The 18,322-nt window shown below is 61.7% G+C and carries 19 protein-coding genes and 1 pseudogene; 10 read left to right on the top strand and 10 right to left on the bottom strand.

Annotated elements, in window-relative coordinates; genetic code table 11:
- The first annotated feature begins 85 nt into the window (after positions 1–85).
- Positions 86–1,531, top strand: a complete 1,446-nt coding sequence (locus tag ACYZUM_RS07350; RefSeq protein WP_108182352.1) for a SulP family inorganic anion transporter — start codon at positions 86–88, stop codon at positions 1,529–1,531.
- Positions 1,532–1,637: 106 nt separating this feature from the next.
- Here ACYZUM_RS07350 and ACYZUM_RS07355 read toward each other — a convergent pair whose 3' ends face one another.
- Positions 1,638–2,531, bottom strand: a complete 894-nt coding sequence (locus ACYZUM_RS07355; protein ID WP_108182353.1) for a DMT family transporter — start codon at positions 2,529–2,531, stop codon at positions 1,638–1,640.
- 89 nt (positions 2,532–2,620) lie between these two features.
- On the opposite strand from ACYZUM_RS07355, the gene ACYZUM_RS07360 reads away from it, so the two are divergent.
- Together ACYZUM_RS07360 and ACYZUM_RS07365 are read left to right on the top strand one after the other, a co-directional pair.
- Positions 2,621–3,952, top strand: a complete 1,332-nt coding sequence (locus ACYZUM_RS07360) for an aminotransferase-like domain-containing protein (protein WP_108182354.1) — start codon at positions 2,621–2,623, stop codon at positions 3,950–3,952.
- Positions 3,953–4,113: 161 nt separating this feature from the next.
- Positions 4,114–4,500: a c-type cytochrome gene (locus tag ACYZUM_RS07365; protein WP_108182355.1), complete on the top strand. Its 387-nt coding sequence runs from the start codon at positions 4,114–4,116 to the stop codon at positions 4,498–4,500.
- Here ACYZUM_RS07365 and ACYZUM_RS07370 read toward each other — a convergent pair.
- Positions 4,497–4,631 (bottom strand): annotated as a pseudogene (locus ACYZUM_RS07370) (LysR family transcriptional regulator); the annotation flags it as partial. The gene ACYZUM_RS07365 and the pseudogene ACYZUM_RS07370 overlap by 4 nt on opposite strands.
- 212 nt (positions 4,632–4,843) lie before the next feature.
- Here ACYZUM_RS07370 and ACYZUM_RS07375 point away from each other — a divergent pair.
- The gene (locus tag ACYZUM_RS07375; RefSeq protein WP_473061306.1) at positions 4,844–5,539 is read left to right on the top strand and encodes a hypothetical protein; all 696 of its coding nucleotides are present in this window, start codon (positions 4,844–4,846) and stop codon (positions 5,537–5,539) included.
- A gap of 40 nt (positions 5,540–5,579) precedes the next feature.
- Here the strand turns inward: ACYZUM_RS07375 and ACYZUM_RS07380 are convergent, their stop codons facing one another.
- From ACYZUM_RS07380 to ACYZUM_RS07390, 3 genes are all read right to left on the bottom strand, one after another.
- Positions 5,580–7,223, bottom strand: a complete 1,644-nt coding sequence (locus ACYZUM_RS07380) for a sensor domain-containing diguanylate cyclase (protein WP_108182357.1) — start codon at positions 7,221–7,223, stop codon at positions 5,580–5,582.
- Between the two features lie 227 nt (positions 7,224–7,450).
- Positions 7,451–7,852, bottom strand: a complete 402-nt coding sequence (locus ACYZUM_RS07385; RefSeq protein WP_108182358.1) for a hypothetical protein — start codon at positions 7,850–7,852, stop codon at positions 7,451–7,453.
- A 124-nt stretch (positions 7,853–7,976) separates the two neighbouring features.
- On the bottom strand, positions 7,977–8,546 hold the full coding sequence (locus tag ACYZUM_RS07390) for a chorismate mutase (RefSeq protein WP_108182359.1): 570 nt from the start codon (positions 8,544–8,546) through the stop codon (positions 7,977–7,979).
- A 126-nt stretch (positions 8,547–8,672) separates the two neighbouring features.
- Between ACYZUM_RS07390 and ACYZUM_RS07395 the strand changes: the two genes are divergently transcribed.
- Both ACYZUM_RS07395 and ACYZUM_RS07400 read left to right on the top strand, forming a co-directional pair.
- Complete coding sequence (locus tag ACYZUM_RS07395; RefSeq protein WP_108182360.1) at positions 8,673–10,031, top strand: MATE family efflux transporter; 1,359 nt, start codon at positions 8,673–8,675, stop codon at positions 10,029–10,031.
- 98 nt (positions 10,032–10,129) lie between these two features.
- Entirely contained in the window at positions 10,130–10,690 is a 561-nt protein-coding gene (locus tag ACYZUM_RS07400; RefSeq protein WP_108182361.1) for a YceI family protein, read from the top strand.
- A gap of 15 nt (positions 10,691–10,705) precedes the next feature.
- Here the strand turns inward: ACYZUM_RS07400 and ACYZUM_RS07405 are convergent, their stop codons facing one another.
- Complete coding sequence (locus tag ACYZUM_RS07405) at positions 10,706–10,918, bottom strand: YXWGXW repeat-containing protein (protein ID WP_095666916.1); 213 nt, start codon at positions 10,916–10,918, stop codon at positions 10,706–10,708.
- Positions 10,919–10,959: 41 nt separating this feature from the next.
- Positions 10,960–11,283, bottom strand: a complete 324-nt coding sequence (locus ACYZUM_RS07410; RefSeq protein ID WP_041074788.1) for a YXWGXW repeat-containing protein — start codon at positions 11,281–11,283, stop codon at positions 10,960–10,962.
- A 256-nt stretch (positions 11,284–11,539) separates the two neighbouring features.
- On the opposite strand from ACYZUM_RS07410, the gene ACYZUM_RS07415 reads away from it, so the two are divergent.
- Positions 11,540–12,226, top strand: coding sequence for a GNAT family N-acetyltransferase (locus ACYZUM_RS07415; protein ID WP_086790845.1), 687 nt, complete (start codon positions 11,540–11,542; stop codon positions 12,224–12,226).
- A gap of 350 nt (positions 12,227–12,576) precedes the next feature.
- Here the strand turns inward: ACYZUM_RS07415 and ACYZUM_RS07420 are convergent, their stop codons facing one another.
- Entirely contained in the window at positions 12,577–13,695 is a 1,119-nt protein-coding gene (locus ACYZUM_RS07420; protein ID WP_108182362.1) for a DmpA family aminopeptidase, read from the bottom strand.
- Between the two features lie 173 nt (positions 13,696–13,868).
- Positions 13,869–14,984 (bottom strand): polyamine ABC transporter substrate-binding protein, encoded by a 1,116-nt coding sequence (locus tag ACYZUM_RS07425; RefSeq protein ID WP_108182363.1) that lies wholly within the window; start codon positions 14,982–14,984, stop codon positions 13,869–13,871.
- A 111-nt stretch (positions 14,985–15,095) separates the two neighbouring features.
- On the opposite strand from ACYZUM_RS07425, the gene ACYZUM_RS07430 reads away from it, so the two are divergent.
- Positions 15,096–15,875, top strand: a complete 780-nt coding sequence (locus ACYZUM_RS07430; protein ID WP_108182364.1) for a helix-turn-helix transcriptional regulator — start codon at positions 15,096–15,098, stop codon at positions 15,873–15,875.
- A gap of 132 nt (positions 15,876–16,007) precedes the next feature.
- On the opposite strand, the gene ACYZUM_RS07435 is transcribed toward ACYZUM_RS07430, so the two are convergent.
- Positions 16,008–16,949, bottom strand: a complete 942-nt coding sequence (locus ACYZUM_RS07435; RefSeq protein ID WP_108182365.1) for a class I SAM-dependent methyltransferase — start codon at positions 16,947–16,949, stop codon at positions 16,008–16,010.
- Between the two features lie 199 nt (positions 16,950–17,148).
- Between ACYZUM_RS07435 and ACYZUM_RS07440 the strand changes: the two genes are divergently transcribed.
- Together ACYZUM_RS07440 and ACYZUM_RS07445 are read left to right on the top strand one after the other, a co-directional pair.
- Positions 17,149–17,562, top strand: coding sequence for a response regulator (locus ACYZUM_RS07440; RefSeq protein ID WP_041062997.1), 414 nt, complete (start codon positions 17,149–17,151; stop codon positions 17,560–17,562).
- 78 nt (positions 17,563–17,640) lie between these two features.
- A complete protein-coding gene (locus ACYZUM_RS07445; RefSeq protein WP_108182366.1) occupies positions 17,641–18,309 on the top strand; it encodes an HAD-IA family hydrolase in 669 nt (222 codons plus the stop codon).
- Positions 18,310–18,322: the final 13 nt, after the last annotated feature.

Raw genomic sequence — 18,322 nt, forward strand, 5'->3', positions numbered from 1 at the left:
GATTCCGAACTATTCCGTAACATCCGCACCCCTCATTTTCGTGAACATCAGCGGCCGCGCTCGTCGGCCGCCAGTCAGGTAAGCCATGAAACCACAACGTCTGCGCGCCGATGTCCTGGCCGGACTCACCACCTCGTTTGCCTTGTTGCCCGAATGCATTGCGTTCGCGCTGGTGGCGCATCTCAATCCACTGATGGGCCTGTACGGCGCCTTCATCATTTGCACGTTGACCGCATTGTTCGGCGGCCGGCCGGGAATGGTCTCCGGTGCGGCGGGTTCGATGGCGGTGGTGATCGTCGCGCTGGTGGTGCAGCACGGCGTGCAATACCTGCTGGCGACCGTGTTGCTCGGTGGCCTGATCATGATGGCGTTCGGCTTGTTGCGCCTGGGCAAACTGGTGCGCATGGTGCCGCATCCGGTGATGCTCGGTTTCGTCAATGGCCTGGCGATCATCATTGCCCTGGCGCAACTGGAGCATTTCAAGAACGGTGAACACTGGCTCAGCGGCACGCCGCTGTACCTGATGACCGGGCTGGTGCTGCTGACCATGGCCATCGTCTACCTACTGCCGCGCCTGACCCGCGCGGTGCCGCCGGCATTGGTGGCGATCCTCGGCGTGGGCCTGCTGGTCTACCTGTTCGGCCTGCCGACGCGCACCCTCGGCGACATGGCGCACATCGCCGGCGGTCTGCCGACTTTCGCCTTGCCCGACATCCCATGGAGCCTGGAGACCCTGCGCATCATCGCTCCGTACGCGATTCTGATGGCGCTGGTCGGTCTGCTGGAAACCCTGCTGACCCTCAACCTCACTGACGAAATCACCGAAACCCGCGGCTATCCGGATCGCGAATGCGTGGCGCTGGGCGCGGCGAACGTGGTCTCCGGCGCGTTCGGTGGCATGGGCGGTTGCGCAATGATCGGCCAGACCGTGATCAACCTCAGCTCCGGCGGCCGTGGGCGTTTGTCCGGGGTGGTCGCGGGTGTGTTGATACTGCTGTTCATCCTGTTTCTGTCGCCGCTGATTGAGCGTATTCCGCTGGCGGCGCTGGTGGGCGTGATGTTCGTGGTCTCGCAGCAGACCTTCGCATGGGCCTCGTTGCGGGTGTTGAACAAAGTGCCGCTCAACGATGTGCTGGTGATCATCGCCGTGACCAGCATCACCGTGTTCACCGATCTGGCCACTGCCGTGCTCTGCGGAATCATCATCGCCGCGCTGAATTTCGCCTGGCAGCAGGCCCGCGAGTTGTACGCCGATGAACACCTGGAAGCCGACGGCAGCAAACTTTATCGCCTGCACGGCACACTGTTTTTCGCCTCGACCACGCCGTTTCTCAACCAGTTCGACCCGGCCAATGACCCGGCCCGGGTGACGCTGGATTGCCGGCATTTGAGCTTCGTTGACTATTCGGCGATTGCCGCACTGAAGACCTTGCGCGAGCGTTACGCCAAGGCCGGGAAGGAGTTGCAGGTGTTTCATCTGTCCGAGCGCTGCAAGAAACTGCTGAAACGCGCGGGCGTCGAACAGCACTGATCCTCCCTGTAGGAGCTGCCGCAGGCTGCGATCTTTTGATCTTGTCTTTTAAAAGATCAACATCAAAAGATCGCAGCCTGCGGCAGCTCCTACAGGGGCGGTGGGGTTATCTGGCGAATTTCTTTGCGCCGGCTACGCAGAGGATGACGCCCAGCGTCACCGCCAGCATGCCGACGCTGACCTGCTCATGCAGTAACGTCGCCGCCAGCGCCAGACCGAAAAACGGCTGCAGCAATTGCAACTGACCCACTGCCGCGATTCCGCCCTGGGCCAGGCCGCGATACCAGAACACAAAGCCGATCAGCATGCTGAACAGCGCCACATAGGCCAGGCACAGCCAGGCCGACAGGCTGATGTGGTTGAACGAGACGGGCGCCAGCCACAGGCTGAGCACCGTCATCACTGGCAGCGACAACACCAGCGCCCAGCAGATAACCTGCCAGCCGCCGAGGACGCGCGACAGTTTCGCGCCTTCGGCATAACCCAGGCCACAGGCCAGAATCGCGGCGAGCATCAGCAGATCACCGGTGGGCGAAGCGGTCAGCCCCTGTGACAGGGCGAAGCCCACGACCAACGCGCTGCCGAGAATCGAGAACACCCAGAACACCGGTCGCGGACGTTCGCCGCCACGCAGCACGGCAAAAATCGCCGTCGCCAGTGGCAGCAATCCTACAAACACGATCGAATGCGCCGACGTCACATGTTGCAGCGCCAATGCCGTCAGCAGTGGAAACCCCAGCACCACGCCCAAGGCCACAATCAATAACGACCACCCCTGATCGCGTGTCGGGCGTCGTTCGTGAAACAGCCTCAACAGAATGAGCGCCAACACGCCGGCAATGGCTGCGCGCGCGACGGTGAGGAACACCGGATCGAATTCCAGCACCGCCAGACGCGTGGCGGGTAGCGATCCGCTGAAGATCAGCACGCCGATAAAGCCATTGATCCAGCCGCTGGTTTTTTCCAGGGCGGGATTAACCAGGTTCGAAGTCCGTTCCATACAGGTCACGCTCAAAAGGTGGGTTGCTTTCGAGCCATGCTGAGGCTGAGAATCAGCACAATCAAATAATTGTCATGGATACATCCAGCATGCCGCGCTCGCGCTACAAGACGCTCGTTGACGCCTACGCCGCAGACATTCGCGCGGGGCGTCTGGCGCCCGGAACCCGACTGCCCACCCACCGGGAACTGGCAGCGAGTGCGGGGTTGGCGCTGGTCACTGCGTCGCGGGTGTACGCCGAGCTTGAGGCAATGGGGCTGGTCAGCGGCGAAACCGGACGCGGGACATTTGTCCGCGAAACCACGTTGTCGCCGGGGCAGGGCATCGACCAGAAAGACGTGGCGGTCGGCATGATCGATCTGAATTTCAACTATCCATCGCTGCCCGGCCAGGCCGATCTGTTGCGCACGGCGTTACGCCAACTGGCGCTGTCCGGTGATCTGGAAGCCTTGCTGCGTTATCAACCCCACGCCGGGCGCAAGCATGAGCGCGCTTCCATTGCGCAGCATTTGCAGGCTCGCGGAGTGCAGGTCGATGCCGGGCAGGTGTTGATCGTCAACGGTGCCCAGCAAGGGTTGGCCGTGACACTGATGGCCTTGCTCAAACCCGGTGATGTGATTGCAGCGGATGCGCTGACCTATTCCGGCTTCAAGGTACTGGCCGAAGCGCTGCATCTGGAAGTGGTGGCGATTCCGCCCGGTGATCACGGGCCGGATCTGGCGGCGCTCGACAAGCTCTGTCGCAGCCGTTCACTGCGGGCGATCTACAGCATGCCGACCTTGCACAATCCCTTGGGTTGGGTGACGCCGATCGAACAGCGCGAGCAGTTGGTCGCGCTCGCCCGCCGCCATGATCTGACGATCATCGAAGACGCGGCCTACGCCTTTCTGGTGGAAAACCCACCGCGCACCCTGGTCGATCTGGCACCGGAACGCACGGTGTACGTGTCGGGACTGTCGAAGAATATCGCCACCGGCCTGCGCGTCGGCTTCATTGCCGCGCCGCTGCACACGGTGCCGGCGCTGGAGCGGATCATTCGCGCCACCACCTGGAACACTCCCGGGGTGATGACCGCAATGGCTTGCAGCTGGCTCGATGACGGTACCGTCACCCTGCTGGAACAACAAAAGCGCGACGACGCCAAGGCCCGGCAAATGCTTGCCACTGAGTTACTGCAAGGGCTGACGTGCATCGGACATCCAGCTTCATACTTCTTGTGGCTGCCGCTGCCAGAAGACGTGCGCGCCGATCAGATGGTGGTGGAATTGATGCACGAGCAGATTTCGGTGACGACTGCCGAGCCGTTCGCGGTGTCGACGCATGTGCCGCATGCGATTCGGCTGGCGTTGGGGTCGGTGCCGATGGACGTCTTGCGCCAGGCATTGATCACCGTCAGAAAGGTCATCGGCGCTTATCTGTAAAAATACTGACTGTGAAATACACCTGTGGCGAGGGCGCTTGCTCCCGCTGGCCTGCAGCGCAGGCCCATATTGGGGTCGCCACGCAACCCAGCGGGAGCAAGTGCCCTCGCCACAAAATGTTAGCCTTGCCTCGACTGCATCACACCGTTCTGGATTGCCCGATGAAAAACACCGCTTCATTTCTTCTTGCCTTGGCCGCAACCGCCGTGCTGTTCAGCTCAACCGCCCGCGCCGCAGGCGATCCGGCAGCCGGCGAGAAGATCTTTCCACGTCTGTGCGGCGGCTGCCATCAGGTTGGCCCGGACGCGCGCCCGGGGTTCGGCCCGCAACTCAACGGCATCATCGGCCGAGCAGCCGGAACCTCGGCCAATTACGTGTATTCCGAGGCGATGAAAAACTCGGGCAAGACCTGGGACCGCGAAACGCTGACCGCGTATCTGAAAGATCCAAAAGGCGTGGTGCCGGGCACGCGAATGATTTTCTGGGGGCTGAGTGACGAGGAGAAGATCGATAATTTGCTGGCGTATCTGCAGCAGTTCGCCAACTAAAGAGTTTTCTCGACCTGCGCGGCAAACCACTGCATGACCACCGCGCACGCCGCATGCGAAGCCGCCGCCGGTTGCAGGCATAACACGTAAATTCCGCCCGTCTTCAGCAGTGGTCCGAACGGCACCCCCAACACGCCCAATGCCAGCTCATCGAGGTTGTGTTCACCGTGGAGGAGCGGCCGGCGGCGATTGCGCGGTTGTGGACCAAGTTGAAGACCAATACCTGAGTTCGCTCGTTTGATCCGGGTCAGGCACGCAAGCCTGACTCTCCAGCTCATACGGATTCAAGAAATGCAGGTGGCGGGCGATACGACTGTCACCCATGTTCTGGATCCTGCCTGATATGAAGAAGATTCTCGGTATTGTTTGTGCGCTGGCATTGCTCTCTGGTTGCGTAACCAAAAACCTCAGCACTGAAGACCGCCAGCAAATCAGGACCCTCAAGGTGTTGCCGGTGTTTGTTGCGGTCGACAATTTCCAGTACACCAGCATGACTCAGGCATGGGGCGCAGGCCTGGGCGCGGGTGCCGGCGCAGCAACCGGCATGGTGGCCGGTGCATCCTCTGCCGGTACAGCAGCACTGACCGGGGCAGGCTCCGTGGCCGGTACTAAAACGGGCGATGTGCTGACTGGCGATATTTCCCGAGCGATCCAGAACAATATGAAAGCCAACGGTATCTACCTGAGTCAGTTGATCCGCCAGAGTTTCGTCAAACGCATCCAGCAGGAACGAGTCTTCACTGTCGTGGGTGAGGGCGAGCAGGCTGACGCCGAAGTGGAAATCCTCGTGATGCAGTGGGGACTTTCCCTGAAGAACTACAGCACCGTGCTGTACCCGGTTATCGGCGCCAATGCGTCCATCAAGCGCAATGGCTCTGCGGTATGGCGTAACTTCGAAACCATTTCAGTGTTCAACGACGCCAACACCATCGCCTATGCACCTGAGCAATATGCGACTGACCCCGAGGCATTGCGCACGGCGTTCACCCATGTTTCCGATCTGGTGATGAAAAAGCTTGTCGATGACTTGAAACCTTGATTTTTCGGCGAGGGCAACTCGACTCCTTACACCTCGCTGATCAAGCCACCTGATTACGACCCGCCGCTTTCGCCTGATACAGCTGCTGATCGGCACGTTTGATCAGCATCGTGTGACTGTTGTCCGCCGGATCGGCCAGCGCGACGCCAATGCTTACCGTGACCTGTCCGATGTTGGGAAAGTGCGCCTGTGCCACGGCAACACGGATCTTTTCGGCTACCACCTCTGGCGTATCAGGCTGGGCAACTTCCGGCAGCAGTACGGCGAACTCCTCGCCGCCATAACGGGCAACGAAATCAGTGGCGCGCACGCTGACCTGAATGAGTTGCGCCAATTGCTGCAGCACGTCGTCGCCAATCGCATGGCCGTAGGTGTCGTTGATGCGCTTGAAATGGTCGGCATCAATCAGCAGCAGGGCAAACGGTCGCCCGGTGCGGCGGAACAGCAGGCTGTACTCGCTGATTTTTTCGTCGAAGCGACGGCGGTTGTAGACGCCGGTCAGGGCATCGTGGGTCGCCAGGTTCAACAGTTCGGCATTGGCCTGCATGAGTGCGGCGGTGCGCTGGGCGACGGTGGCTTCCAGGGAGGCGTTGGCTTCCTGCAGTTCGCGTTCCTTGGTCAGCAGCGACTGGGTCATGGCGTCAATCGACTGCCCCAACTGGGCGATTTCCCGCACCGGGTGTTGCAGCGGGAAGTGTGCGCCGGGCTGCTGGTTCTGCACCTGTTTGGCTGAATGCGCGAGTTGCTCGATGGGCCGGCTCAGGTACTGCGCCAGGTAATACGCCACCAGCCCGAACGCGACGGCGGCGGCCACACCCAGCAGCAGCAATTTATAGAGCAGCAGGCGTGCCGGTTCGAGCGCGGTGTCCAATGGCTGGCGCACGGCAATCGACCATGACAGCGCGGTGCTCGAAGGCGTCGGTACGGTGACCATGCTGGTCAGGTAACCGTTGCCGACCGACCAGCCCGGCGACTTCGAATCATTCACCGCCAGTTGCTGGCCCATCAGCGCTTCCGGGTACAGCACCTTGCCATCGTGATCAATGATCAGCGCTTCGATATCCGGCGAGGCATTTTTATGCGAGAACGCTGCCGATTCGACGATGCGCGTCACCCAGCTCCAGTGCGCGTGCGCCCCCAGTACGCCAATCACCTGGCCGTCGGCGTTGCGGATCGGGGCGGCGAAATCGATGAAGCGCAGCGGTTCGCCGTTGGGTGTTGCCGGTAGCAGTTTGGCCAGCAACACCGCTTCGTGCGGGTCACCGGTGTATTCGCCCCGCAGACCCGCCTGAAACCATGGGCGTTGCTGCACCGATTGCCCGACCAGCAAATTATTGACCGCTTGATGCACATGGCCCTCGGCATCGGTCACGCCCATCCACGCATACTCGGCACGGGCCTGGGTGCGCAGTTGCATTGACTTGAGAATCGCCGGGTTGTCGAGGTCGCCACGTTCCAGATGCGGCGCACGGCTGAGCAGGTAAACCTCCAGTTGGCGTTCGCGCAACTGGTCACCGAGCAGCGTCGCCGCCGAACGCGCGGTATTGAGCAGGGCACTGCCGCTGGCCTGTTTCATCTGTTCGGTGGCGATATGGCCGACATAGAAGCCGACGCTCACCAGGGTCAGCAGGGACAAACCGGCGAACCAGAGGGTCAGGTGGCTTCTCAGACTGGCTTTGAGCATGGGCAGGCAAATTCTGTTTGGACGTTGTGGCCGCATGGTATGCGCATTAAGCGTCGGGCTGCCAGTCGGTCGCTTCGGATAAGCGCCGTCGGAAGTTTCGCCGATGCTCTACAGGGCAGGATCCGTTCTGACGCTGATTGTTGAAAAGAACCACGCCTGCTAACGACAAAATGAAAAAGCCCGGCTGATCAGGCCGGGCTTTCCTTGACTGCTTTAGAACTGGTGTTTCAGGCGTTACGGCTTTCGATCAGACGATCCGAACCACCTTCGGCTACACGGCGTTCCTGCAGACGATCCGAGCCACCTTCAGCCACACGGCGTTCCAGCAGACGATCCGAACCACCTTCGGCTACACGGCGTTCCAGCAGACGATCCGAACCACCTTCAGCCACACGGCGCTCCAGCAGACGATCCGAGCCACCTTCAGCCACGCGGCGTTCCTGCAGACGATCCGAGCCACCTTCAGCCACGCGGCGTTCCTGCAGACGGTCCGAGCCACCTTCAGCCAAACGGCTTTCAATCAACTTGTCCGAGCCGCCTTCAGCGACCAGGGTGTGAGCGGGTGTTGCTGCAAAAGCGTTAACTGCAAGAACCGAGAAAGCGATGCCGAGGATGGTTTGGCGTTTCATGATCGTGTGCTCCGGGGTGTATTGGGTTGGTATGGAGCTGATGTTACGCCGCGGATTTTTTATGAGAACTTCATTGACGTGATGGTGACTATCGACGCCAGCGATGTATGCCGCAACCCCTGATTTAAAGCTTCGGCGCCCGAATGCACAGCTCTCCAGTGGCACGGGTCAGGGCCAGTTCATGCAGTGCGTCGTGGGTCAGACTCTGCCGAGCCTTGGCCAGCAACGCCTGGCAATTCGGCTCGCGGCGGTGCGGCGCGAAGTCGGCGTACTGGCGCAGCAGGCGGGTTTGCAACTCGTCCAGGCGCGGACGAATCTGCTTCGCCAGATCCGGTCGCGGGGTGTCCGGCGCCGCCCCGGCCGCTTGCCATTGTGCGAGCAATCCGTACTGCACCAGTTTGTTCGCCTCCATCTGCGCGGCGATCAACTGAGCCACGTCTTCGGGGTCGAGCTGGTGTTCGGTCGCCAAAGTGCGGGCATTGGCGATGACCTGCGCTTCGCGCGGGCTGTCCTGAATCGGCTTGCCGCTGTCCCATTTGGTCAGTGCCACCAGATCGCCGATGTTCAGGCGTTCATTCAAGGTTGCCAGCAAGGGGCGCAACGATTCGATGGGGGCGGTGGCTTCGGCGGCGCCAGCCATGTGGCTGAAAACGACCAGCAGGGAACAGGTCAGGGCATTTCGCAACGGGGTCATGGGCAGGTGCGTTCCACGGAAAATAGTGCCGTCATTTAAGCCTTGCGCAGAGGCGATGTCGACCGACTTTAACCTGCGCATCTAGCGTAATATCCAACGCATCTCCCACCCCGAGACGGATCCTCAATGCAAACCCCTGGCACCCGCAAACCGCTCTGGCAAACCTACCTGTTGTTCCTCGCGCCGATGGTGCTGTCCAATTTTCTGCAATCGATGTCGGGCACGGTCAACAGCATTTACATCGGGCAAATGCTCGGGACTCAGGCGTTGGCAGCGGTGTCGGGGATGTTTCCGGTGATCTTTTTCTTCATTGCGCTGGTGATCGGTCTGGGCGCGGGTGCCGGGGTGTTGATCGGTCAGGCATGGGGTGCGCGCGAGGCGCACATGGTCAAGGCAATCACCGGGGCGACGCTGCTCTTGGGGGTGTTGATCGGCTTGCTCGCCGCGGTGCTGGGCAGTGTCTTTGCGCGGCAGGCGTTGCAGGGGCTGGGGACGCCGGTGGATGTGCTGGACGACGCGGTGGCGTATGCGCACGTGATGATGTGGATTCTGCCGTCGATGCTGGTGTTTGTGCTGTTCACGCAATTGCTGCGCGGGGTCAGCGACACCGTATCGCCATTGTTGGCGCTGATGGTATCGACCTCGGTCGGGCTGGCGCTGACCCCGGCGCTGATTCGTGGCTGGTTCGGTTTGCCCCAGTTGGGCATCCAGAGCGCGGCCTTCGCCGGTCTGGCTGGCAACCTGTCGGCCATGGCGTGGCTGGCCTGGCGGTTGATTCGCAACAACCATCCGCTGGCGCCGGACCGCGAGTTCTTCGCGGCACTGCGGCTGGACAGGGCGATTCTGGGCAAGGTGCTGCGCATCGGCCTGCCGACCGGGGTGCAGATGATCGTGTTGTCGCTGTCGGAGCTGGTGATTCTGGCGCTGGTCAACCAGCACGGCTCGCAGGCGACGGCGGCGTATGGCGCGGTGACGCAGATCGTCAACTACGTGCAGTTTCCGGCGCTGTCGATTGCCATCACCGCCTCGATCCTTGGCGCCCAGGCCATCGGTGCCGGGCACCTGCAGCGCCTGGCCGCGATCCTGCGCACCGGGCTGTTGATCAACGTGTGCCTGACCGGTGGCTTGATCGTGCTCGGTTACCTGTTATCGCACTGGTTGCTGGGACTGTTCCTGACCGAAGAATCGACCCGGGCGATGGCTGAGCACTTGTTGCACATCATGTTGTGGAGCCTGCTGGTGTTTGGTTTCCAGGCGATCATCGGCGGCATCATGCGCGCCAGCGGCACGGTGCTGGTGCCGGTGGCAATCGCCATCGTCTGCGTGGTCGGCGTGCAGTTGCCGGCGGCTTACTGGCTGGACGGGCAGTACGGTTTGCAGGGAGTGTGGATGGCGTTTCCGGTGGCGTATCTGGGCATGCTGGTGTTGCAGACGCTGTATTACAAACTGGTCTGGCAGCATCAGAAGATCGAGCGGCTGGTCTGAGCCTGAGCCACACCGGCGGACAGATGACATGGCACAACTGCCGGTTGTTTGCTTAAGTCAATCGAGGCCTCGAAGGTTTGCCCTGTCCGGAGAATCCCATGCGTGTCCGATTCACCGCTGTGGCACTGTTCACCGGCCTGTGCGTCATGACCTGCGCGCAGGCCGCTGAATACAATCGCGTCAACACTACCGCCAGCAAGATCAGCTTCATTTACAAGCAATTCGGCGACCAGGTCTATGGCACCTTCGGCAAGTTCGACGCGACGCTGCAGTTCGACAGCGACAACCTCGCCAACGCCCACACCACGCTGCACATCGACCTGGCCAGCATCGATGCCGGCAGCGACGACGCCAATACCGAGCTGGTGAAACCGGCGTGGTTCGATACCCAGCGCTTTCCTGAGGCGGTGTTCGTATCCAGCCGTTTTACCCGCGTGGCGAACAACCGCTATCTGGTCGCCGGTCTGCTCACCGTCAAAGGCATTACCCGCGAGGTGCAGGTGCCGGTCGAGCTGAAGCCGGACAGCGCGATCGGCATTTTCGACGGCGAGCTGGTGCTCAAGCGCAGCGAATTCGGGCTCGGAGCGGGGGAGTGGGCGGATACCGTGGTGTCCAATGACATTGCCATTTCCTTCAAGGTGGTGGCGCCACAGCAGTGACGCCAGTCTTTCAGGTCAGTAGGCGCGCCAGTGCCCCGGCACCCAGCGCCATTCATGACCACCCCAGCGGTAATGACCAGCGACCCAGTGATAGCCCGGCGCAGGCATCACCGGCACCACTTCCACGGGCGGTGGTGGCCGGTGCGGACGGACCGGTTCGACGACGCAACCGGACAGGGTGATCGCCACCAGTGCGGCGGCGAGCAAGGCTTTAATGCTTCTGGACATGGGTTGTTCCTTATGGAAGAAGTGTGCAGGTCGACGGCCAATCAGCGCACCCAGCGCCCTTCAACCCAGAACCAGTTCGGCCCGCGTGCCTGCCAGTGCCCCGGTCGCCAGTGCGCACCATGACGCACCGGTTGCCAATGGCCGGGCATCCACACGTAACCGCGTCCTTCCCAGCGCCAGTGGCCCTGATCCCAGACATACCCGGGACGCGCGCCGGGCATCACTTCCATGCGCATCGGCGGTGGGGCTTGCTGGACGATCACCACCTGCTGGGCAAACGCTGGCGCACTGGCCAGCGCCGCCAGCGTCATCGGCACCAGCAGCAGGGTCTTTCGCCATTTGAACAGTGAACGCAACACGCTCATGAAAACTCCTCAAGGCCTGCGTGAAAAAGTGAACGCAGCTGAAGAATTGGACGCCAAATCGGCGAAAAATCCGCTTCACGGAGGATGAAATTTTCTTCAGGTCAACCGCGAGCTTCCCTGTAGAAGCTGCCGCAGGCTGCGATCTTTTGATCTTGCTTCTATAAAGCCAAAAGATCGCAGCCTTCGGCAGCTCCTACACAGAGCAGGCGTCGGGACAGGGTATGATGGCGCGGTTTTTCGCCGGAGTTCACCCGTCATGTCACGTATCACCCACTACAAATCCCCATGCCCCGAAAGCGTCAACAGCCAGATTCTGCAACTGGTGGTCGATTACCTCACCGACATCAGCGCGGTCGGTCTTGGCCCGAGCAACCTGCTGTACAACGTCTATCAGTACGCGGTCGGTTATGAGGTGCATCTGTATCTGGAGGCGCTGAACGGCGAGAAGGGCACCGAGGTGGAGTTGCTGGTGGCGACGGCCGAGGATGATCCGGAGCAGGTCACCGGTTTCCTTTTGTACTTGCCGGTGCAGGGCGACTGGGAAGCGTGCAGCGTTGCCTACATGGCCGTGCGCGAAGGCTATCGGCGTCAGGGCGTGGCGCGGGCGATGATCGGCGAGATGGTCAGCCGTTACCCGCATGCCGAACTGACCTGCAGTGTCGGCAAGGTGCCGTATTTCGAAGCGCTGGGGTTCGAGGTGATCGGCGCTCGCGAAACCCAAGTGCTGATGAGCACCCGGCATTACCGCAGCAACGGCCTGCGCGGTTTTATCGACACCACACCGATCTACCGCTCGCTGGAAGTGCAGCAGATCCACACCTACCTGCTGCAGAAGAACGGCAAGCGCGCGATGCTCGATGCCGAGAAACAGCGCGACCGGCATCTGGATCAGGTCACCCGACACACTGAAGAATTCGTGCGCCAGCGGCTGACGTTGCACTGAGTCAGCGGCAAAAAACGGACAAAAAAAGAGCCTCAAGGCTCTTTGATGGGGAGAAGTAGAGCCCATGAGGCTCAAGCTGCGCATGAAACAGGGAACGGGCTTGATTTGGGGTTCAGAACACCCGATCCCTACACAGGCGCTCAGGAGTGAAGCGCCTGCGTATCTTCATCATGGGAACGCGCGGGGGCTGACTCAAGTACCGCGTGTCGAAATCCTGATAGGGCGCCGAGCGGATGATGACGTGGTCGTTGAGCACCGCTGACTCCCTCTGTAGGAGCTGCGGCACGCTGCGATCTTTTGATTTATGAAAGCAAGGTCAAAAGATCGCAGCGTGCCGCAGCTCCAACAGGTCAGCGGGCGCCGGGCCAGCCGGCCTTGGCGAGGGCGGCGAGCAGCGTTTCCTTATCCAGCCCCGGCACCGCATGCCCGTTGCCCTCGGTGCTCTCACTGGCGAGCAGGGCGTTGATGATCGCTTCTTCGACCGCTTCGGTGGCGGCCAGGAACAGCTCGCTGATGTGGTCGTTGTTGACCATGCGCAAGCCGTCGCAGGTCGGCGCGCCTTTGCCTTCGTAAGCCGCGGGCGGCACCTGTTCGTTGCCGGTGGCGAAGGCGATGAAGATGTCGCCGCTGTGATCTTCGTTACCACCGCCGCTGCGCGCCAGACCAAGGCTGGCGCGCTGTGCCAGACGCGTGCATTGATGCGGCAGCAGTGGCGCGTCGGTCGCCAGGCAGACCACGATCGAACCCATGCCCGGATGCGGCAGCGAGGCACGCAAGAACGGCGAATCCACTTGTTCCATATAACGGCCCACCGGATAACCGTCGACCCGCAACTCGCTGCGAATGCCGTGGTTGGCCTGCACGATCGCACCCACCGTCCAGCCACCCTGAGCGCTGCTCAAACGCCGTGAGGCGCTGCCGATGCCGCCCTTGAATTCATGGCAGATCATGCCGCTGCCGCCACCGACAGCGCCTTCTTCAACGGCACCGGCATGCGCGCAATTCAGTGCCTCGGCGACATGCTCGGGTTTGACGTGAAAACCGTTGATGTCGTTGAGCAAGCCATCGAAGGTTTCCAGCACCACCGGCATGTTCCAGTAGAGCCGACCGTCGTCCGGTTGCTGTTGGCGGTCCAGCGCAATCAGTGCATCGCGCACCACGCCGAGGCTATGGGTGTTGGTAAAGGCGATGGGACTGGTCAGCAGCCCGGCCTCGCGAATCCACTCAAGGCCGGTGGCATCGCCGTTGCCATTGAGTACATGCACCCCGGCAAAACACGGTTGCTGGTTGCTTGAGCCACGGCGCGGTTCGATCACGGTGACGCCGGTGCAGATGTCGCGTCCGCTGTCGCTGCGGCCACGCACGTTACTGTGGCCGACGCGCACGCCGGGGACATCGGTGATGGCGTTGAGCGGGCCGGGTTGCAGTTGGCCGATGCGGATGTTGAGGTCACGGGCACGGGGTTTCATGGGTTGTCTCTCTATAACAAGGCAGAAATGAATGAGTGGGGCTGAACACAAAACCCTGTGGGAGCGTGGCTTGCCCGCGAAGGCGTCCGTCCAGCCCATGCATGTGTCGCCTGACACTCCGTCATCGCGGGCAAGCCACGCTCCCACAGGTTTTGTGTGGTTTGCAGGTGGGGTTACTGACCGTTCTTGACCTTGCTCCACACCCGCGTGCGCACGCGTTCGGTGGCTTTGGGCAGCGGCTCCAGGGTGTACAACGTGGTCATCGCCGCCGCCGACGGATACACCGCCGGGTTATCCCGCGTGGCTGCGGCCACCAGCGGGGTCGCGGCGCGGTTGCCGTTGGGGTACGACAGGTGATCACTGACCGGCGCGATCACTTCCGGGCGCAACAGGTAGTCGATGAACGCCAGGCCCTGAGTGCGGTTCGGCGCGTCCTTGAGCAGCACCAGCGTGTCAAACCATACCGGCGCGCCTTCCTTGGGCAGGCTGTAGGCGATCTTCACACCGTTGTTGGCCTGCTCGGCGTTGGTCTTGGCTTCGAGCATCGCCCCGGACCAACCAACGGCCACGCAGATGTTGCCGTTGGACAGGTCACTGATGAATTTCGACGAGTTGAAGTAGGCAATGTGCGGGCGCAACTTGAGCAGCAGCGCTTCGGCTTTCTGATAGTCCTCGGGATTGGTGCTGTTGGGCGGCAAGCCCAAGTAGTGCAGGGCCACCGGGAGCATTTCCGACGGCGAATCGAGCATCGCCACCCCGCACTGGCCGAGCCTGGCGAGGTTTTCTTCCTTGAACACCAGGTCCCAGGAATCTAGCGGCGCCTTGTCGCCAAGGGCGGCGCGCACCTTGTCGACGTTGTAGCCGATGCCGTTGGTGCCCCACAGATAAGGCACGGCGTATTGATTGCCGGGGTCGTTGTTGGCCAGTTTGCTCAGCAGATCGCTGTCCAGATTCTTCCAGCCCGGCAGTTGATCGCGCGGCAGCGGGGCGAGGGCGCCGGCCTTGATCAGCGTCGGCAGGCTGAAGTTGCTCGCCACCACCACGTCGTAACCGCTGCGGCTGGTCAGCAGTTTGCCTTCGAGCACTTCGGCGCTGTCGAAGGTGTCGTAAACCGGTTGAATGCCGCTGTCGCGCTTGAAGTCAGCCAACGTCGTGGGGCCGATGTAGTCGTACCAGTTGTAGACGTGCACGCTCGGTGCGTCGGCGGCACTGGCAGCGAATGTGGCGCCCAGACAGGTGAGCAGGCCAAGGTTGATGCCCCGGTTGATATAGCCACGACGACAACGCATGATGCGGCACTCCTGGCCTGCGGCAGGCCGGTAATTGACAGGAGTGCTCAGCCTATCGGGGCGGGCGCGCCTGACCCATTCCCATCATGGGTTACACAAAAGGGGTAGTGCGTGGACGCGTTGTTGCAGGAGTTGCCGGTGCATCAAAGTCTGGCGCGGGTGTTTGCCGCCGTCGGCCAGGACGGGTTCTGGCGTTCGCTGGTCGACACGCTGCGGCTGCTGGTGCCGCTGGACAACGCGCTGGTGGCGCTGATGAAGGCGGGGCAGGCGCCGCAGTTGCTGATCGACTTCGACAGCAAGGGCCGCGCCGACGAGCAGGAAGAGCTGGCCAGCTACAGCGCCGGGATGTACCTGCTTGATCCGTTTTATCAAACCGCCTCGACCGGCATCGCCGACGGCCTGCACAGCCTGGCCTCGGTGGCGCCCGACCAGTTTCTGCACAGCGAGTATTACCAGAGCTACTTTCGCTCGGTGGTCGGTGAGGACGAGTTGCAGTTCATGATCAACATCGACGGCGGTGTACTGGGCCTGTCGCTGGGGCGCTCGACGGCTTTCGATCTGGTCGAGCAGGGCCGTCTGTTGTGCGTGCGCGACTGGGTGCTGGCGGCGATGCGCCGTCACTTGCAGCTATTGCCGCCGCAAGGGACCGGCACCGAGCCGGTGGCGGGGGATCTGGCGACGCTGCTCGATCGCTTCGACGCGCGTCTGACCCTGCGCGAAGTCGACACCGCGCGGCTGATTCTGCAAGGGTTTTCCAGCAAGGCCATCGCCCAGCAGATGGGGATTTCGCCGGAGACGGTGAAGGTTCATCGGCGCAATCTCTATCACAAGCTCAACGTGAACGGGCATGGTGAACTGTTTGCGCTGGTGTTGCGTCCACCCACTTCCTGACCCACCAAACCCCTGTGGGAGCTGGCTTGCCAGCGATGAGGGCGGCACAGCTGACATCCTCGTTACCAGAAACACCGCCATCGCTGGCAAGCCAGCTCCCAGAGGGATCAGCGATGTTGGCGAGGTGTCGGGTCAGTCGAAACGTTTGAACACCAGCGCCTTCAGGCCGCTCTCGGGATCGACATCCGGAAACTCCGGCGGATTCTCCAGCCGCTGCTCAAAGCGCAGACTCGGCGCCTCTTGAGTCACGCCATCAATCAAAAAGCCCGAACCCAACGACGGATCATTCATGCACGCCAGCACCGTGCCGTCTGCCGTGAGCAATTCCGGCAAGCGACGCAGCACCCGCTGGTAATCCTTGGTCAGCAGGAAACTGCCTTTCTGGAATGATGGCGGGTCGATGATCACCAGGTCGTACGGGCCGCTGTTGATCACCTTGCCCCAGGACTTGAACAGGTCGTGACCAAGAAAACTCACCTTGCTCAGGTCATGCCCGTTCAAGCGGTGATTGTCGCGACCACGGCTCAGGGCTGCGCGGGACATGTCGAGGTTGACTACATGGCGGGCGCCGCCTTCGATGGCCGCCACGGAAAACCCGCAGGTGTAGGCGAACAGGTTCAGCACGCGCTTGCCCGTGGCCTGCTCACGCACCCAGTTGCGCCCGTAGCGCATGTCGAGAAACAGCCCGGCGTTCTGCTTGCGGCCCAGATCGACGCGGTATTGCAAGCCGCCCTCGACGATGCTCATCTCGTCTATTGCATCCCCCAGCAACCATTCGGCGGTGCTTTGCGGCAAATAGCGATGTTGCAGCAGCAGGGTGTGGGCGCCGGACTGCTGCCACTCGGCCGAGGTGCTGAGGTCGAGCAGCACGTGCTTGAGCGCTTCGAGCTGTTCCGGTGCCGGTTCCTTGAACAGCGAGACCAGCACCACGCCTTGCAGCCAGTCCACCGTCAGTTGCTCCAGCCCCGGCCAGCAACGCCCGCGGCCATGGAACAGGCGACGGGTTTCGCTCGGTGCGGCCGCCAGTGCTGGCAACAAGTGAGCGCGGAGGGTGGCGAGGGCTTCAGGGTTCATCATTCACGGTCGGCAAGCAAAAGGGCCGGCATTTTAACCACAAAAACCGCCTGACGAACGCCCGACAGCCAAGGCCACTGACGACTGTTAAGAAAAGACCTGTATCAAAAATGAATTTATACAGGGCGCGCTGCTCATACCTGATAAGCAGCGGATTTGAGCCGCTAAGTCGTTAATGCAATTCAGGGAGTGCCAGTTCATGAGTCCAACACCGACGCCGAGCGCGCACCTTCCTGGCGGGTTGATTCTGGTGGTTGAGGACGACCCGTTGATTCTGGAGTTTCTCTGCGAAATTCTTCAGGAGGAAGGTTTCAAGGTCGAGCCGCAAACCAGTGCGGATGCCGCCAAGCTGTATCTGGAGGCACACGCGCCGGAAGTCGCGCTGCTGCTGACCGACATCACCATGCCCGGTGAAATCAACGGCGCGGGGCTGGCCAATCTGGTCGGCGAGCGCTGGCCGGACAAACCGGTGATGGTCATGTCCGGTTATGAAACGCCGGAGACTTCCGGGGTCAAGCACCCGGTGGCGTTCATCAAAAAGCCTTGGGCCATCGGCCAGTTGCTCGATTGTGTCGACAGCGCGTTCAAATCCAAGGCCGCGCGTCTGCACTGAGTCTTCGGGTCGAACTGCCGGGCAAAAATGCTACATTGCCCGGCCAATCCGCCCGGTTCTGTCAAAGGATGCGACCTTTTGTCTGCTCACGATAACGTCTTTGATCGCGCGTTCGGCGCGTTCCTGTTCGACATGGACGGCACCGTCCTCAATTCCATTGCTGCTGCCGAGCGCGTCTGGGCGGCGTGGGCTGAACGCCACGGGGTTGATGTCGAGAGTTTCCTGCCGACCATCCATGGCGCCCGCGCCATCGACACCATTCGCCGGCTGAACCTGCCGGGGGTTGATGCGGAGGCGCAAGCGGCGTTCATCGCGCAGGCGGAAATCGATGATGTCGAAGGGATTGTGCAGATTCCCGGGGCCGCGGCGTTTCTCGACAGCCTGCCTGCGCAGCGTTGGGCCATGGTGACGTCGGCGCCTCGGGATCTGGCGTTGCGCCGCATGGCGGCGGCGGGGATTGCCGAGCCTGCGGTGATGATTACCGCCGAGGATGTGACGGCCGGCAAGCCTGATCCGGCGGGTTATCGTCTGGCCGCGCAGCGTCTGGGGCTTGATCCCGCCGATTGCCTGATTTTCGAAGACGCCACCGTCGGCATCCAGGCTGCTGAAGCGGCCGGAGCGGCGCTGATGATCATCACCACAACCCACCAGCATCCGCTCGACACCCGCCACGCGACGATCGACAGTTATGAGTCGCTGAGCGTCACCGCCAACAGCCAAGGCCAACTGCACCTGCAAAAGACCTGACACAACACAATCT

Source organism: Pseudomonas sp. m6p, assembly GCF_055760375.1.

Coding starts and splice junctions, on each gene's coding strand:
- ACYZUM_RS07350 (WP_108182352.1), top strand. CDS start 86: ATGAAACCACAACGTCTGCGCGCCGATGTCCTGGCCGGACTCACCACC.
- ACYZUM_RS07355 (WP_108182353.1), bottom strand. CDS start 2,531: ATGGAACGGACTTCGAACCTGGTTAATCCCGCCCTGGAAAAAACCAGC.
- ACYZUM_RS07360 (WP_108182354.1), top strand. CDS start 2,621: ATGCCGCGCTCGCGCTACAAGACGCTCGTTGACGCCTACGCCGCAGAC.
- ACYZUM_RS07365 (WP_108182355.1), top strand. CDS start 4,114: ATGAAAAACACCGCTTCATTTCTTCTTGCCTTGGCCGCAACCGCCGTG.
- ACYZUM_RS07375 (WP_473061306.1), top strand. CDS start 4,844: ATGAAGAAGATTCTCGGTATTGTTTGTGCGCTGGCATTGCTCTCTGGT.
- ACYZUM_RS07380 (WP_108182357.1), bottom strand. CDS start 7,223: ATGCTCAAAGCCAGTCTGAGAAGCCACCTGACCCTCTGGTTCGCCGGT.
- ACYZUM_RS07385 (WP_108182358.1), bottom strand. CDS start 7,852: ATGAAACGCCAAACCATCCTCGGCATCGCTTTCTCGGTTCTTGCAGTT.
- ACYZUM_RS07390 (WP_108182359.1), bottom strand. CDS start 8,546: ATGACCCCGTTGCGAAATGCCCTGACCTGTTCCCTGCTGGTCGTTTTC.
- ACYZUM_RS07395 (WP_108182360.1), top strand. CDS start 8,673: ATGCAAACCCCTGGCACCCGCAAACCGCTCTGGCAAACCTACCTGTTG.
- ACYZUM_RS07400 (WP_108182361.1), top strand. CDS start 10,130: ATGCGTGTCCGATTCACCGCTGTGGCACTGTTCACCGGCCTGTGCGTC.
- ACYZUM_RS07405 (WP_095666916.1), bottom strand. CDS start 10,918: ATGTCCAGAAGCATTAAAGCCTTGCTCGCCGCCGCACTGGTGGCGATC.
- ACYZUM_RS07410 (WP_041074788.1), bottom strand. CDS start 11,283: ATGAGCGTGTTGCGTTCACTGTTCAAATGGCGAAAGACCCTGCTGCTG.
- ACYZUM_RS07415 (WP_086790845.1), top strand. CDS start 11,540: ATGTCACGTATCACCCACTACAAATCCCCATGCCCCGAAAGCGTCAAC.
- ACYZUM_RS07420 (WP_108182362.1), bottom strand. CDS start 13,695: ATGAAACCCCGTGCCCGTGACCTCAACATCCGCATCGGCCAACTGCAA.
- ACYZUM_RS07425 (WP_108182363.1), bottom strand. CDS start 14,984: ATGCGTTGTCGTCGTGGCTATATCAACCGGGGCATCAACCTTGGCCTG.
- ACYZUM_RS07435 (WP_108182365.1), bottom strand. CDS start 16,949: ATGAACCCTGAAGCCCTCGCCACCCTCCGCGCTCACTTGTTGCCAGCA.
- ACYZUM_RS07440 (WP_041062997.1), top strand. CDS start 17,149: ATGAGTCCAACACCGACGCCGAGCGCGCACCTTCCTGGCGGGTTGATT.